This window comes from Caballeronia sp. dw_276, from assembly GCF_018449635.1.
Lineage (GTDB): Bacteria > Pseudomonadota > Gammaproteobacteria > Burkholderiales > Burkholderiaceae > Caballeronia.
Genome location: NZ_JAAVUV010000009.1, coordinates 31,811 through 46,412, shown reverse-complemented (window position 1 = coordinate 46,412; position 14,602 = coordinate 31,811). Strand labels below are relative to the sequence as shown.

The window sequence follows — 14,602 nt, the reverse complement described above, 5'->3', positions numbered from 1 at the left end:
ATGCTCGCGTTCCGCAAGCTTCGAATTTTTGCGCATCTGCTTCGCGGGATGTTCACCGTGGCGACGCGTTTTCCCACCGCGACGCCGCAAACGCGGATGGAACTGAACCGCGCGTGGTCGCTTGAAATGTTGCGCCGATGCGGGATGAAACTCGTCGTTCACAACGATCAGGCGCGGCTCGATAGCGGCGCGCTGGTGGTTGGCAATCACGTGTCGTGGATCGATATTTACGTGGTCAATGCGTGGCGGCCGACGCCGTTTGTATCGAAGGCTGAAGTGCGGCAATGGCCGATTGTGGGATGGCTTGCGCAGCAACTCGACACGATCTTTCTCCAGCGCGAGAAACGCAGCGATGCAAAACGCATCATGCATGAGCTGTCCGAGCGGTTAAAGCGCGGCGAACTGATGTGCGTGTTCCCGGAAGGGACGACATCGGCGGGGAAGGACTTGCTGCCGTTTCACTCGAATCTGTTTCAGGCGGCGGTATCGGCGGGTTGTCCTGTGCAGCCGATCTGCCTGATGTACGAAGACGGCAATGGGAGGCAGTCGGAGGCGCCGGCTTATATCGATGACCTCACGCTGAGTTTTACGCTTAATGCGATGCTGCGCACGACCCCGCTGACCGCGCATCTCTACGTCTGCGATGCGATTGCGGCCGGGGCGGACCGGAGGGTGCTCGCGAAAGACGCGCAGGGCGCGATCGAGACAGCGTTGCGGAGGATGCAGGCGGGGCTGAGCGCGGTGACGGTTGAAGAAGCAGTTGAAGAAGCGGTGGACGCCGAGTCCGCCGACCTTGAAGGGCTTACGCCTGGGCGTTAGCCGGCGCCTATTCCATCGCCACGCGGCAGTTCGGGCAATCCACCTGCGTGACTGTGCGCTCGGCTGGATCGCTCGCCAATTTCACCGCGGTCAGTTCTTCTCCCCAGACGCATCCTGAGTCGAGTCCAATGACGTTTTCGCGGATGACTAACCCGAGCGCTGCCCAGTGGCCAAACACTACGGTCACATCCGATGTCCCCCGTGACGGCACATCGAACCACGGAATGAATCCTGGTGGCGCCGAAGCCACGCCGCCGCTCGACGAAAAGTCCATTTCGCCATCGGCGGAACAAAAACGCAGGCGCGTCAGCGCGTTGCACACAACGCGCAAACGATCGCTGCCTTTGAGCTTTGGTTTCCATCGGTTTGGTTCATTGCCATAGAGACTTGCGAGCGTCTCTTTCCAGTTGGGTGCGCGCAGCGCACGTTGGAGTTCATCGGCGAGTTCAAGTGTGGTTGCCACATCCCATTGCGGCAAAACGCCTGCATGTACCATCAGCATGCCGTGATCGAAATGCGCGATTGGGCGGTGCCGTATCCAGTCGAGGAGATCGGCCGCGTCCGGGGCGGTGAGGATTTCATCAATGGTGTCGCCCTTTTTCGACTTACGAATACCTGCCGATACGGATAGCAAATGCAGGTCGTGGTTGCCAAGGACCGCGACCGCGCGGTCGCCGAGCGCAATCAGGTCGCGCAGCGTGGCGAGCGACTCCGGGCCGCGATTGATGATGTCGCCGGCGAACCAGAGCGGCGTGTCAGCGCTCGGCGCGGCTTTTGCCAGCAGACGCTGGAAAGCTTCTCGGCAGCCTTGGATGTCGCCGAAGGCAAGAGGCACGGGGTATCGTGAAGAGGAAAGCAGCATAAGCGAGGCTAAAAGTGGGGCAAACGGCTACAGAATCTGGGAATGGGCAAAACCGGCTTTGATCGCTGTTCGACTGATCCGCCTTGCCGCCGGGTGTCAAGCGCGATTACCGTGATCCTGAGGACAACAGTTTAACTGCCAAATTTGTTTTGCTGTATTACGTCTTCCAGGAACATGAACTCGCGGCGGCAACCGGGATCGGGCAGCGAGAAGGCCAAGGCCGGCGCTCCAATCAGCCGGCAGGCGCCGAACCTGTGATATTTTCGCGGACTCAAAAACGTGCGCCGCAATGCTGGCCGGACGCAAAACATGGTGTTCCGGTCGAATTACGGTACAGTTGACTTTTACTGTTCTAGCTACCATACCTATGATTTTAGTGACCGGCGGCGCGGGTTTCATTGGCGCCAATTTTGTCCTCGATTGGCTCGCGGGCTCACAGGAAAGCCTTCTCAACGTCGATAAGCTGACGTACGCGGGTAACTTGGGCACACTTGCCAGCCAACGGGATAATCCAAATCACCTATTCGTGCGTGCGGATATCTGCGATCGCGCAGCAATGGATGCGCTGCTCGCCAAGCATAAGCCGCGCGCAATACTGCATTTTGCCGCAGAGAGCCACGTCGACCGTTCGATTCACGGCCCGGCTGATTTCGTGCAGACCAACGTAGTGGGCACTTTTACGCTGCTCGAGGCAACACGCGCCTATTGGAACAGTCTGCCGGCTCAGGAAAAAGTGGATTTCCGCTTTCTGCATGTATCCACCGACGAGGTGTTCGGATCCCTCTCTGCGACTGATCCGCAATTTTCGGAAACGACGCCCTACGCGCCGAATAGCCCGTATTCCGCGACGAAAGCCGGCTCCGATCATCTCGTGCGGGCTTATCACCATACTTACGGCTTGCCGGTACTCACCACCAATTGCTCGAACAATTATGGTCCTTACCAGTTTCCCGAAAAGCTCATTCCGTTGATGATCGCCAACGGTTTGGCCGGAAAGCCGCTACCCGTGTATGGCGACGGAAAGAACGTGCGCGATTGGCTGTACGTCGTTGACCATTGCGTTGCTATTCGTGAGGTTCTGGCTCGCGGAACGCCCGGCGAAACCTACAACGTGGGTGGCTGGAACGAGAAAAAAAATCTCGATGTCGTGCACACGCTTTGCGACCTGTTGGATGAATTGAGCCCCAAGAAAAGCGGTTCGTATCGTGATCAGATAACGTATGTCGCGGACCGCCCCGGCCATGACCGCCGATATGCCATCGATGCAAGCAAGCTCGAGCGAGAGTTGGGCTGGAAGCCGGCAGAGACCTTTGAGACAGGACTGAGAAAGACTGTGCAGTGGTATCTTGACAATCAAGCCTGGTGCGAGGAAGTCGCATCTGGTGAGTACCTCAAGTGGGTCGAAACCAATTACGCACAACGTACTGACAAACAGGAAGATGTTCATGGCGCGTAAAGGCATAATTCTCGCCGGCGGCTCGGGCACACGGCTTTATCCGATTACCCACGTCGTCTCGAAGCAGTTGCTGCCCGTGTACGACAAGCCGATGATCTACTATCCGCTGTCCACGCTGATGATCGCCGGCATTCGAGACGTGTTGATCATTTCGACCCCGCAGGACACCCCGCGTTTCGAAGCCATGCTTGGCGACGGCAGCCAGTGGGGCATGAATATCCGCTACCAGGTTCAACCGACTCCTGATGGGCTAGCGCAAGCATTTGTGATTGGCAAGGACTTCATTGGGAATGATCCTTCCGCGCTGATACTCGGCGACAATATTTTCTACGGCCATGATCTCGCGACGCAGTTAGAGCGCGCCGACGCCCGGACTGACTGCGCGACCGTATTTGCCTATCACGTGCAGGATCCGGATCGGTACGGCGTTGTGGAGTTCGACAAGGAATTTCGCGCGATATCGATAGAAGAAAAGCCTGCTAAACCGCGCTCAAGCTACGCCGTCACGGGCCTATATTTCTACGACAACAAGGTCTGCGACTTCGTTACCGAAATCAAACCGTCGGCGCGCGGCGAACTCGAAATTACCGACGTTAATTCGCGTTATCTGAAAGAAGGAAAACTCAACGTCGAGATCATGGGTCGGGGCTATGCGTGGCTTGACACCGGTACGCACGATTCGTTGATCGAAGCGGCTACGTTTATTGCAACGTTGCAAAAGCGGCAGGGACTCGTGGTTGCGTGCCCCGAGGAAATTGCGTACAGGCGTGCGTGGATCGACCCCGAGCAACTCTTGAAGCTGGCCGCACCCCTCGCGAAAAACGCGTACGGGCAATATCTCCTCAACCTCCCTGACGACCAAGTCGCATGGCAATCCAGATAAAAGACACCTCCTTGCCCGAGATCAAACTGATCGAGCCGAAAGTTTTCGGCGACGCGCGGGGCTATTTCTACGAAAGCTTCAACGCCCGGGAATTTGCTGAGCAAACGGGTGTGGATGTCACCTTCGTGCAGGACAATCATTCCCGGTCCTCTAAAGGCGTGCTGCGCGGTCTGCATTATCAGATCGAGCACGCCCAGGGCAAGCTTGTGCGGGTGGTAGAGGGTGAAGTGTTCGACGTTGCCGTTGACCTTCGCAAGAATTCGCCGAACTTTGGTGCATGGACAGGCGCGTTGCTGTCGGAATCGAATCATCGCCAGATGTGGGTTCCACCGGGCTTTGCGCACGGCTTCGTCGTGTTATCCGACATGGCCCAGTTCCTTTACAAAACGACCGACTATTGGTACCCCGAGCATGAACGGAGTTTGCTCTGGAATGATCCGGCGTTGGGAATCGACTGGCCGATTGACTTCGAACCGTTGCTGGCCGCCAAGGATGCCGCGGGCAAGCTGCTGTCCGATGCCGATCACTTTGCGTAAGGACGCGTTTCTATGACTAAGCGCAATGAAACGAAGCCGACCGAAATCAAGCAGACGGAAGCGACAATCCTGCTGACCGGCTCCACGGGGCAGGTCGGGTTCGAGCTGGCGAGGAGTCTTCAAGGACTGGGCAAGGTGGTGGCGCTTGATCGCGCCGGGCTCGATCTTGGCGATCTTGACCAAATCCGGCGCGTGGTGAGAGAAGTCAGACCTGCTCTCATCGTCAATCCGGCCGCCTACACGGCGGTGGACAGGGCCGAAAGCGACATTGACGTCTGCATGCGCCTGAATGCGGAGGCGCCAGGCGTTTTTGCCGAAGAAGCAAAACGCCTTGGCGCGAGACTGGTCCACTATTCGACCGATTATGTTTTCGACGGCAGCAAGGGTGCACCATACACGGAAGAGGATGCAGTCAATCCCCAAAACATCTACGGCAAGAGCAAGCTGGCAGGGGAGGAAGCAATTGCATTGTCAGGTTGCGACTACCTGGTATTCCGCACGAGCTGGGTGTATGGAGCGCGGGGCAAGAACTTTCTGTTGACCATGCTCCGGCTTGGCGCCGAACGAGACGAACTCAGCATAGTCGCGGATCAATTCGGCGCTCCAACGTGGGCGGTCACGATTGCCGCGTTGTCGGCCAATGTGCTCGCTCAGGCGACTATTGGCAAACGTGACTGGTGGGCAGAAAACTCGGGAACGTATCACCTGACTGCATCGGGCGCGACGTCGTGGCACGGGTTTGCCGAGGCTATCTTCGCTAACTCGACCCTCGATTTAAAGCCTCGTGTCAACCCCATCCCGGGGGCCTCTTATTCGGCGCCGGCGACCCGCCCGTCTAATTCCAGAATGTCCAACGAGAAACTCTTTGAAACTTTCGGGCTGCGGGCACCGCCTTGGGACGATGCATTGAAGCTGTGTATGAATGGGCTTAAGCGCATTTGATCGTCAAAGTTTGATCAACTATCGGCTGAACGTGCCTTTCCTGCCAACAAGGTTAGACGTTCGGCAATGACCTCGGGTGAGTGCACGCATCGGCTCAGTATGAAGTTGGTAAGTAAACGAGTACTTTCTTTTGCAGTTTGCTTGCCTGTCTCCAAGCGTAGTGCCGGGTACAGCGGTTCTTCATACTGCGACGAAACGCCGGTGAACTCCTTAATTTCACCGCGTCTCGCCCGGGCATAATGACCTTTCGGATCGCGGTCTTCGCATAGCGACGGCGGACAACAACAAAATATCTCGAAAAAGTCCCCCGTTTTGAAGAGTTTCTTGATCTGCTCGCGTGTTTGCCGGATAGGGGAAACGAGCGCCACAAGTACGACTATGCCGCAATCCATAAAGAGCTTGGCGGTTTCGGCTGCGCGTCGCACGTTCTCATTGCGGTCATCTTCGGAAAAGCCCAAATCGGAACATAAGCCTAGACGGAGATTGTCGCCGTCCAGCAAGACGGTTCGAAGGCCAAGTGCATAAAGCTGTCGCTCGGTTGCATCGGCCAAGGTTGATTTGCCGGAACCCGGCCTGCCTGTTATCCAGACAACGACCCCCCGGTGTTCCTGCGCAGCCTCGCGCTTCGCTCGGGTGACCGAGGTGGGCTGCCGTACGACATCCTGCACGGCCTCGGGAACGCTTAATCCGGACGTTTGAGAACGGTTCATGACTGATCCTCCAACAGCAGTCCAATACGGTAATGCGTGGGGAAATTGGTAGAGCGTTTGGATCCCTCAGCAAACGTAATCTTAGTCAGCGCAGCGGATTTTGATTGGCATATTTGTAAAGTTTAATAACAGTAACATTCAGTGGCATCTCAATTGCAATCTTGTAAAACCGAAATTTCCACACAGTATTAGTAACAGTTACGTAATTTAATTTCTGTCGATGTTCAATCGGTAATAATGGGTGCGGAGTAGTAACCCAAAAAAATTCAAGGGAGGGTCTGCCGCGACGCGACACAAGTCACGTGCGCGGGCTTCGGAGCCACCCTCATCGGGCGCTCAGACGCTGTGGCGCCACGGCCGAGCGTTGCAGTTTTTTACGATTTTTTGTGAACCTACAATCCGCTGCAAGCGGGCCGCCTCGACATGCCCGCCGACATTCAGCGGGCGTACATGGTCGCAAGCCGTCGCAGGACCTCGGCAAGATCAGACAGTGGTTTTAGAGAGAGGCTTTGGCGGGTGGTAGCTAAGTGGTCTCGGTTACAATCGAGCAATAGTGAAGCATTTTCTTCGTTGATTGCGCGGGTAAAACGTCGTTGCGCAACACAGGGTTAACTTAAGGAGATGGAATTGACGAGCGCAGTAGTTACAGGCATTACCGGACAAGACGGGGCATATCTCACGCAACTTCTCCTTGAGAAGGGCTATCAAGTCCATGGCACGTATCGTCGCACGAGTTCGGTTAATTTCTGGCGCATGGAAGAGCTGGGCGTCCTGAACCACCCGAACCTGAATCTCGTGGAACACGATCTGACCGACCTCGGTGCGTCAATCCGTTTGTTCGAAAAGGCGCAGCCGCGCGAGGTTTATAACCTGGCTGCGCAGAGTTTCGTGGGCGTGTCCTTTGATCAGCCCGCTACGACGGCGGAGATCACAGGCGTCGGCGCGTTGAATCAACTCGAAGCCATTCGTATTGTCGACAAGTCGATCCGTTTCTATCAGGCGTCCACGTCGGAAATGTTTGGCAAGGTGCAGGCTATTCCACAAAAGGAAGACACGCCGTTTTATCCGCGCAGCCCGTATGGTGTAGCGAAGCTTTATGCGCACTGGATCACCATCAATTATCGGGAATCATTCGATATTTTTGGTTCGAGCGGCATCTTGTTCAATCACGAGTCGCCATTGCGCGGCCGTGAGTTCGTCACGCGCAAGATCACCGACTCTGTCGCAAAGATTGCACTCGGCAAGCTGGATGTGCTTGAGTTGGGCAACATCGACGCCAAGCGCGATTGGGGCTTTGCGAAGGAATATGTGGAAGGGATGCATCTGATGCTGCAGGCAGACGAACCCGACACCTTCGTGCTGGCGACGAACCGCACCGAGACGGTCCGTGATTTCGTCACCATGGCGTTCAAGGCGGTCGGCGTCGAACTGAGCTGGCGCGGTCAGGCGGAGAAGGAAGAGGGCGTGGATTCGAATGGAAAGGTCCTTGTCAGGGTGAATCCCAAGTTCTATCGTCCAGCGGAGGTTGAGTTGTTGATCGGCAATCCTGAGAAAGCGAAGGAAAAGCTGGGCTGGGCGCCAAAAACAACGCTTGAGCAGCTGTGCAAAATGATGGTCGAGGAAGACCTGCGCCGCAACAAGGCAGGCTTCTCGTTCTAAGGCACTGTCACGTGGTCCCGCCGGACCACGTACCACGACTGATTCAAACTGGAGCCGGACTTGGTATTGTCCGGCTCTGAAAGTTTTATGCGGGTGCACACCCGAACGCGTTAAAAATATGAACGACGAACCAATCAAGCCGGCGCAAGCGACGGACATTGCTCCGTTAGCCGTGTCCGGTACGAACCGAAGGGGCGCAGGTCCGGCTGCCGAGGATCGCATAAAGGTGCTCGAAGCAATCATTGCGGATTTGCGCGCGCGCGAGGCATTGGCCGCGCAGCAATTGCTTCGTTTGCGTGAACTGGAAACGCAATTGCGCCTCGCGCAGAAGCGGGCGGAAGCCGCTGAGGAACGGGCGAGTGTGCACGAGGCGAATATCGCGCTCATGCAACGCAGTACAAGCTGGCGCGTTACATCGCCCGTTCGCGTGGGCGGTCAGGCGCTGCTCAGGATGAAGGGTTCAAAGAACATCGCAAGGAACACTGCGCGGCAATTCGTGCTGCATGGTGCCGCATATGTCCGCAGCCGTCCCGCGCTCAGAGAGCGCATCGCGCTGCTTCTTGCACAATTCCCCGGCTTGCGTGCGCGAATGATTCGTCTCGCGGGCTACAACGCAGTACAAGGTTATGTGCCCGGTGCAGCCTTGCCTGCAGTTGAAACTGTTGATCGTCTGACCGCGCGCGGGCGCAAAGTGCATGCAGACATACTGGCAGCACGGACTTCTTCCGCAAAATAATTTCCCGGTGTTTCGATGCGCATTGTCTTAGATTTGCAAGGTTGTCAGTCCGTCAGTCGCTTCAGGGGCATTGGTCGATACAGTATTGCGCTGGCGAAGGCAATTGCGCGCAACGCCGGGGAGCATGAGGTCTGGATCGTTCTCAGCGACCTCTTTCCAGGAACGATCGAATCGATCCGGGCAGCTTTTGACGGCTTGCTGCCGCTTGATCGCATCGTCGTGTTCTCCCTGCCGCCTCTGACCCCGTACCAACCCATGGATGACTGGAGGGTGCGCGCAGCTGAGCTCATTCGCGAGCACGCGATTGCCGAGCTCGAACCGGATCTCGTGCACATCAGCAGTTTGTTCGAGGGCTACGTGGATACGACCATGACCTCAGTCAAGATGTTCGACAAAACCACGCTTGTGGCCGTCACTCTCTACGACCTCATTCCGTATCTGGACCCGGCAAGACATCTGGCCGACGAAGCGCGCCGCAAGCATTACTACGAGAAGATTGAAGCGCTCAAGCGCGCGGACATGCTGCTGGCGATTTCCGACTTCTGCTCGGTGGAAGCGCAGCGCGAACTGGGCATATCCCCCGAACACATGACGAGTATTTCATCGGCGGCTGGCGATAATTTCAAGCGCCGCGTCATGACTGAAACCGAGGCGGGCGTTGTGAAAGAGCGCTTTGGACTCTCTCGCTCGTTCGTGATGACAACGGGTATTGCCGAGCCGCGAAAGAACCTCGACGGCCTGATCACCGCTTATGCCAGGTTGCCTGAAGCGCTGCGCCGGGGTCACCAGTTGTTCATTGTCTGCCAGCCGACAGCGCTTGACCGCATTCGCTTTACCGAGCTTGCACAGGCGCAAGGCCTGAGCGCCGATGAACTCGTGCTCGCCGACTACGTATCGGACAACGACTTAATCGCACTCTACAGTCTGTGTCAGCTGTTCGTTTTTCCTTCGTTGCATGAGGGTTTTGGTCTGCCGGCGCTCGAGGCCATGGCGTGCGGTGCCGCCGTCATCGGCTCTGCAACGACCAGCGTGCCTGAGGTCATCGGCCGTGAGGACGCGTTGTTCGATCCGCTCGACCTGACGCAGATGGCGGACATGATGCATCGCGCGCTGTCCGACCCGGCCTATTGGCAGAGCCTTTGCGACAACGCCTTGGATCGGGTCAAGCTCTTCTCCTGGGATGCCACAGCAAGGAAGGCAATTGCCGGGTTTGAACGCGCTCATGCCGATTCGTCTACGCAAGGATCGGTGCGCAGCCCGGACGACCCCTACCGGGCGTTGATCTGTGCACTGACGAAACTTGGGGAAACCGTTCAGACAGATACGGTAGCGTGCGCTCATGCCATCAGCCTCAACTTGCGTTCGCAGCGCGTGCCACAACTTCTGGTGGACGTCTCCATTTTGAGTGCATTCGACGCCAAGTCGGGGATTCAGCGCGTCACCCGCTCGATCATGTTGTGCTTGCTTAAATCACCTCCCCCGGGCTGGTCGGTGAGGCCAGTGCGACTTGATCGGGAGCACATGTCGTATAGGTACGCAAACGCTTTTTGGCGCATGCTCGAGCCGTCGGTGGACGTTGAAGTCGACGACGACTGGGTCGACACACAGGCAGGCGATACCTTTCTCGGCCTGGACCTTATCGCCGACGTCGCTGTCCCTGCCGAAGCCTGGTTCCAGATGCAGCGCGATCGCGGCGTCCGGATCCACTTTGTTGTGTATGACCTCTTGCCTGTAGTTCGGCCAGAGTGGTTCCACGACGGGATTGCGCAATGCTTTCCCACATGGATTGAAACGATAGCCAGGATCTCGGACGGGCTCATTTCAATCTCGCGCGCCGTCGCGGATGACGTGGAAGCTTGGCTCAACGCATCACGTCCCGATCGCCTGCGCGACATCCAGCTTGGATATTTTCACCTGGGCGCGGATATCGAAAACAGCAAGCCTTCATTTGGCCTCCCTGCTGACGCTCACGAGGTGCTCGAGGTGTTGAAGGCGCGTCCTACCTTCGTGATGGTTGGCACGGTAGAGCCGCGCAAAGGGCATTTGCAGGCGTTCGCCGCCTTCGAGGCGCTGTGGGACGCGGACGTCGACGTGAACCTCGTAATTGTGGGCAAGGCCGGCTGGGGAATCGGCGATCTGCCGGAGAAGCTCGCACGGCATGCCGAGCAAAACAAGCGGTTTGTCTGGCTCGAAGGGATCAGCGACGAGTACCTCGACAAGGTCTACGGCGCCTCTTCCTGTTTGCTCGCTGCGTCGTTGGGTGAGGGGTTTGGCCTGCCTCTGATCGAAGCGGCGCAGAAAGGGCTTCCCATTCTGGCGCGTGACATTCCCGTGTTTCGGGAGGTGGCAGGCGACCATGCCATGTATTTCGAGGGCGATACCACGGCTTGCCTGGCCGCGGCAGTCAAGCAGTGGATCGCATTGGACCGCAAGCATGCAGCGCCACCGTCGGCTTCATTGCCGTGGCTGACGTGGATGGAGAGCACGCAGCAACTCCGCGCGGCTCTTTTCGACAAAACGCCATACAAGGTATGGCACGCGTCTAAAACTGAAAATAGATGAACGGATTGAACCCGTGCTCGACAGCGGATATGCATGCCAGTACATAGAGTACGAAGCAATAGATGCTGATCAAGCGCGGATGTCTAAAGCCGAATGATTTGAAGCGTCGAAACGCGCGGTCACCGACGAGGCATACCAGTGCTGCAAGCGCCAGCAACGCCATGATTTTAGGGTCGGCAAGCGAACGGTTGGTATCGACCCACAACGGCGCGGCTTTCGACCATGCGAACATTGCGGACCAGTGCGTCCACGCTTCCATCATGCTTGGGGCGCGAAACGGCACCCAAAGCAGTGTGGCCAGGACGAAGACTGGCAAGCTCCCCAGGCGCAATCGCCTCAGATTCAGAAGTCGTGCACGTTCCAGCGCGATCAGCACACCGTGGCCGATTCCCCAGACGAGGAAGGTATAAGCCGCGCCGTGCCACAACGCACAGAGAACAAAAACAAGAAAGAGATTCCGATAAGTGGCGAATGCGGTTCCGCGATTTCCCCCGGCTGGAATGTACACGTAGTCACGAAACCAGCGTGAAAGCGTCATATGCCAGCGCTGCCAGAACTCGGTGACGCTGGAGGCTGCGTAAGGGCGGTTGAAATTGCGCGGAAAACGAAAGCCCATCATTCGTGCCATGCCGATCGCCATATCGGTGTAGCCGGAGAAATCGAAATAGATCTGGAACGAATAGCAGATCGCGGCGAGCCATGCAGAGTAGGTCGTGACGGGAATCCCGGGCTGATAAACCGAGTCCACGACGGCGCCGAGCGGATCAGCAAGCAGAGTTTTCTTCGACAAGCCGATGACAAATATCACCAGCCCCCAAAAGATGTCCCTCTTGACCAGTTGGCGCTTGTTGTCGGGAAGCTGGCTGCGGATTTCAGCGAACCGGACTACCGGGCCCGCAATGAGATGCGGAAACAGAAAGATGTATATCCCGAATTTCTGCAGGCTTTTTTCGGGTGAGATCTGACGCTGATAGACATCGATAAGATACGAAATGAAGTGAAATGTATAAAACGAAATACCAAGCGGCAGGATCGTGCCAAACGCGATGTGGTGGGGAGCGGGCGTAATGCCGGTGATGTCAGAAAATACGTGGGTGAAAAACAGCAGATATTTAAAGAAGATCAGCGGACACAGATCGGCGATGATCGCCAGCGCCAGTAGCAGTCTGGAGCCGCCCCGGTGGTTCACCCGGGCAATCAACACGGCCATGAGCCAGTTGAACAGCAACATGCCAAGCACGACAACCGTCAGGGCGCCTACCCCAAGCACGTAGAACCACATGCTTCCCAGCAAGATAAACGCATTGCGCCAGTTGCGGGGCAGGACGGCGTAGATCAGTGAAAAGCAGGGAAAGAAAATGAAGAGAAAAACCGGAGAAGAAAAAACCATCAGTCACAGCCCTTTTGTTTCCATGCGGCGGAATGTTTTTTCCGGCTTATTGTTGAATCGATTGCCACAAGGACGTAGACAAGTCGAGCACTTGCACGATCGCCACTTTGCAACGTCCTGCCATCATCGATGGAATGTCTTTTAACGGCCGCATCCTGTCCAGCTTCGTGAGCTTCTGGAAATAGTCGGGCAAGCCGGCGGCCAGCATTCCGTCACTGAAGCTATTGCCATACAAGCAGGCGGCCGGTAGCAGCTTTGGGTCCGTAAGCGTATCCGTTTCAAACTCGATTCCCGTTGTTTTCGGATCGAATTGAGTAAATGAATGCCGGTCGCGCCAAGTCTTTTTGAGGTCCTGCTCCGGTATTTCCCTTTCATCGATTAACGCGGCAAACCGTGCATCGGAACCCAGGAAAGGCGTCTGCTCCGTGACGACCGGATGCTGCCAACGGGTGGCGGATCCGGTCAGATCGGCAAGCATGTCCGTGCTCGCCTTCGCAACTTCGAGGGCAGAGGTATTCGTCCAGTGAAAATCCTGCTTATAGAAGATTTGATATTTCGGCTGGATCGACTTAATGATTTGATAAACGTCAACAAAGTGAAGTTCGGGAGATGCCTTCATGCGGTCGTACAAACGCATGAAGTTGCTGTTTGCGGGCAAACGCGGCGCAAAAAACGGTAGTTGGTCCTGTATGAAGTACTCTTTCATCATTGGCGTCACAAACACAGTTGTGATGCCAATGGCCTTTAAGTCATCGGATAATTTCACCACCCCGCGATAAACAGCATCGATTTTTTCGGAGGTATCGAGTGCTGCTTCAGTGGAAGGAAGCTCTACATCGATCAAATGACGCCCGTAGATCTGGTCGCCTTTTCCAAAGTACACCCGCGTTGACGAATGAAAGAGCCGGTAATCCAGCTGGTTTTTCACGCGAATCATCACATTGCGCAGGCCGAGATTATCGGAGAACCACTTTTCAAATAGCGTATAGTTTTTATCGACGTCGAACCAGGATCCTTTCCATTGTGACGGAAAGGATGCAAGGGGGCGTAATTCTTGAACCGGTTGATCGGTCTTCTGGATCCACTCATCTGCGGTTCTTAGTGGCAAGCCAATTAAGGGCGCCCGATAAAGGTGTCCAGCTAGTCGTACAAGAAAAGCCGGGCAAGTTGTATCAGCGGATAAAACAAGAGGAACCAGGCTGAAGAAAACGAAAACAAGGGGAAAGATTGTCTTCGTTATCAGAGCTTGCTTGTTCCAGAGTTTTGCTGACATGAGTATAAATTACACTTTCTCTTTAACGTCCGGGATCGGTAGGCCACGCACAATTTGCCAATGCAGGCAGATCGTGATGCAACAAGACAATCCCCTGTGAATGGTTCTTTCAAAAAGGAGTGAGTATAAACGGCACGGTTATCTGAGTCATCTAACTACGTTTCGATCGGCTCGCCACAGTGCTGCAGGCGTCATGGGTCCGGGGGGACGACAGATCAACAAGCGGTGAACGAGGACGCATAAGCCCCGCAAAATACGTGCGATACAATGTGACCATGCTTGGCGGCGGTTTCAGTTACTGCCTTGCAGTTGTCTTTATCGATGCGGCAAACCGCGCGAATCAATGAGGGTTAAAGGTTGCACGATATCCCTGAAAACACGGAATTCGCCTTGCGCCGCGAAATCGAACGTCTCAAGGATGCGCTTGACCAGGCAGTCCGCGCTGCCGAGGAACGGGAAGCCGAAAGGATTGCTCAGGAAACTTCAAATCGTGAACTGGCATGGGCTCATGAAATCGACCGCCGACGCCACGATGTGCAGTCCGCGCGTGCCGAAGTCAAACTCGCCGAGCAATTGGCCATTGCCAACCATATGAATGCCGAGAAGGACCGTGCGATCGCGCGTTTGAGCCAAGAGGTGGGTCAGGCCAACAGGGAACTCGCCGAGGCGCGTGCTGCCTACGAAGTCGTCATGAACTCATATTCAATGGCAATCACGAGGCCAATGCGGGCGTTGGTCAAGGCACTTCGCCGGATCAGGCACTAGGAAACAAAC

The 14,602-nt window shown here is 56.1% G+C and carries 13 protein-coding genes; 9 read left to right on the top strand and 4 right to left on the bottom strand.

Annotation, left to right across the window (positions count from 1 at the left end; translation table 11 throughout):
- Nucleotides 1-819: a lysophospholipid acyltransferase family protein gene (locus HB633_RS19465; RefSeq protein ID WP_213779828.1), complete on the top strand. Its 819-nt coding sequence runs from the start codon at nt 1-3 to the stop codon at nt 817-819.
- Between the two features lie 7 nt (nt 820-826).
- On the opposite strand, the gene HB633_RS19460 is transcribed toward HB633_RS19465, so the two are convergent.
- Nucleotides 827-1,681: a symmetrical bis(5'-nucleosyl)-tetraphosphatase gene (locus HB633_RS19460; RefSeq protein ID WP_213779827.1), complete on the bottom strand. Its 855-nt coding sequence runs from the start codon at nt 1,679-1,681 to the stop codon at nt 827-829.
- Nucleotides 1,682-2,048: 367 nt separating this feature from the next.
- Between HB633_RS19460 and rfbB the strand changes: the two genes are divergently transcribed.
- The 4 genes from rfbB to rfbD are packed head-to-tail and all read left to right on the top strand — an operon-like array spanning nt 2,049 to nt 5,498.
- Entirely contained in the window at nt 2,049-3,137 is a 1,089-nt protein-coding gene (gene rfbB / locus HB633_RS19455; protein WP_213780016.1) for a dTDP-glucose 4,6-dehydratase, read from the top strand.
- Nucleotides 3,127-4,020 carry a glucose-1-phosphate thymidylyltransferase RfbA gene (gene rfbA, locus HB633_RS19450; RefSeq protein ID WP_213779826.1) on the top strand — a complete coding sequence of 298 codons (894 nt, stop codon included), beginning with the start codon at nt 3,127-3,129 and terminating at the stop codon, nt 4,018-4,020. Before rfbB ends, rfbA begins: the two co-directional genes overlap by 11 nt.
- The gene (gene rfbC, locus HB633_RS19445) at nt 4,005-4,556 is read left to right on the top strand and encodes a dTDP-4-dehydrorhamnose 3,5-epimerase (protein ID WP_213779825.1); all 552 of its coding nucleotides are present in this window, start codon (nt 4,005-4,007) and stop codon (nt 4,554-4,556) included. Before rfbA ends, rfbC begins: the two co-directional genes overlap by 16 nt.
- Before the next feature lie 12 nt (nt 4,557-4,568).
- Complete coding sequence (rfbD, locus tag HB633_RS19440) at nt 4,569-5,498, top strand: dTDP-4-dehydrorhamnose reductase (RefSeq protein WP_213779824.1); 930 nt, start codon at nt 4,569-4,571, stop codon at nt 5,496-5,498.
- 14 nt (nt 5,499-5,512) lie between these two features.
- On the opposite strand, the gene cysC is transcribed toward rfbD, so the two are convergent.
- A complete protein-coding gene (gene cysC, locus HB633_RS19435; protein WP_213779823.1) occupies nt 5,513-6,208 on the bottom strand; it encodes an adenylyl-sulfate kinase in 696 nt (231 codons plus the stop codon).
- Between the two features lie 621 nt (nt 6,209-6,829).
- On the opposite strand from cysC, the gene gmd reads away from it, so the two are divergent.
- The 3 genes from gmd to HB633_RS19420 all read left to right on the top strand — a co-directional run bounded on the left by gmd (nt 6,830) and on the right by HB633_RS19420 (nt 11,165).
- Nucleotides 6,830-7,867 (top strand): GDP-mannose 4,6-dehydratase, encoded by a 1,038-nt coding sequence (gene gmd / locus HB633_RS19430; protein ID WP_213779822.1) that lies wholly within the window; start codon nt 6,830-6,832, stop codon nt 7,865-7,867.
- Between the two features lie 118 nt (nt 7,868-7,985).
- Nucleotides 7,986-8,603 (top strand): hypothetical protein, encoded by a 618-nt coding sequence (locus HB633_RS19425; RefSeq protein WP_213779821.1) that lies wholly within the window; start codon nt 7,986-7,988, stop codon nt 8,601-8,603.
- Between the two features lie 15 nt (nt 8,604-8,618).
- Nucleotides 8,619-11,165 carry a glycosyltransferase family 1 protein gene (locus tag HB633_RS19420; RefSeq protein ID WP_213779820.1) on the top strand — a complete coding sequence of 849 codons (2,547 nt, stop codon included), beginning with the start codon at nt 8,619-8,621 and terminating at the stop codon, nt 11,163-11,165.
- Here HB633_RS19420 and HB633_RS19415 read toward each other — a convergent pair.
- Nucleotides 11,146-12,555: an MBOAT family O-acyltransferase gene (locus HB633_RS19415; RefSeq protein WP_213779819.1), complete on the bottom strand. Its 1,410-nt coding sequence runs from the start codon at nt 12,553-12,555 to the stop codon at nt 11,146-11,148. The two genes, HB633_RS19420 and HB633_RS19415, sit on opposite strands and share 20 nt — an antisense overlap.
- 46 nt (nt 12,556-12,601) lie before the next feature.
- Entirely contained in the window at nt 12,602-13,828 is a 1,227-nt protein-coding gene (locus tag HB633_RS19410) for a hypothetical protein (protein ID WP_213779818.1), read from the bottom strand.
- Between the two features lie 357 nt (nt 13,829-14,185).
- Between HB633_RS19410 and HB633_RS19405 the strand changes: the two genes are divergently transcribed.
- Nucleotides 14,186-14,593: a hypothetical protein gene (locus tag HB633_RS19405; RefSeq protein ID WP_213779817.1), complete on the top strand. Its 408-nt coding sequence runs from the start codon at nt 14,186-14,188 to the stop codon at nt 14,591-14,593.
- Nucleotides 14,594-14,602 lie beyond the last annotated feature (9 nt).